The sequence below is a fragment of the Bacillus cereus group sp. BfR-BA-01356 genome (assembly GCF_022663635.1).
GTDB classification, from domain to species: Bacteria; Bacillota; Bacilli; order Bacillales; family Bacillaceae_G; genus Bacillus_A; species Bacillus_A cereus.
The window spans coordinates 1-217 of sequence record NZ_JAKUFX010000332.1; the positions used below are offsets into that span (position 1 = coordinate 1).

Below are 217 nucleotides of genomic sequence, written 5' to 3' on the forward strand. Positions count from 1 at the left end.
TAGAGATATATTGGTTAATACTATTACAGAATTATGGAATATGATCACAAGTGCAACTAGTACAGCGTGGGATTGGATTACTAATATAATCCGTGAAGCGTGGCAATGGATTACTAATATAATCCGTGAAGCGTGGCAATGGATAAAAGATACTGTTGAATCTTTCATCGGTCCTATTAGAGATAGTATTAAACAAAATTGGGACACGATTTCTAGC

The 217-nt window shown here is 35.0% G+C and carries 1 protein-coding gene; it reads left to right on the plus strand.

Going from position 1 to position 217, the window contains the following annotated elements:
• A partial coding sequence (locus MR168_RS33250; protein ID WP_242291780.1) for a hypothetical protein occupies positions 1-217 on the plus strand: 217 nt, incomplete at both ends.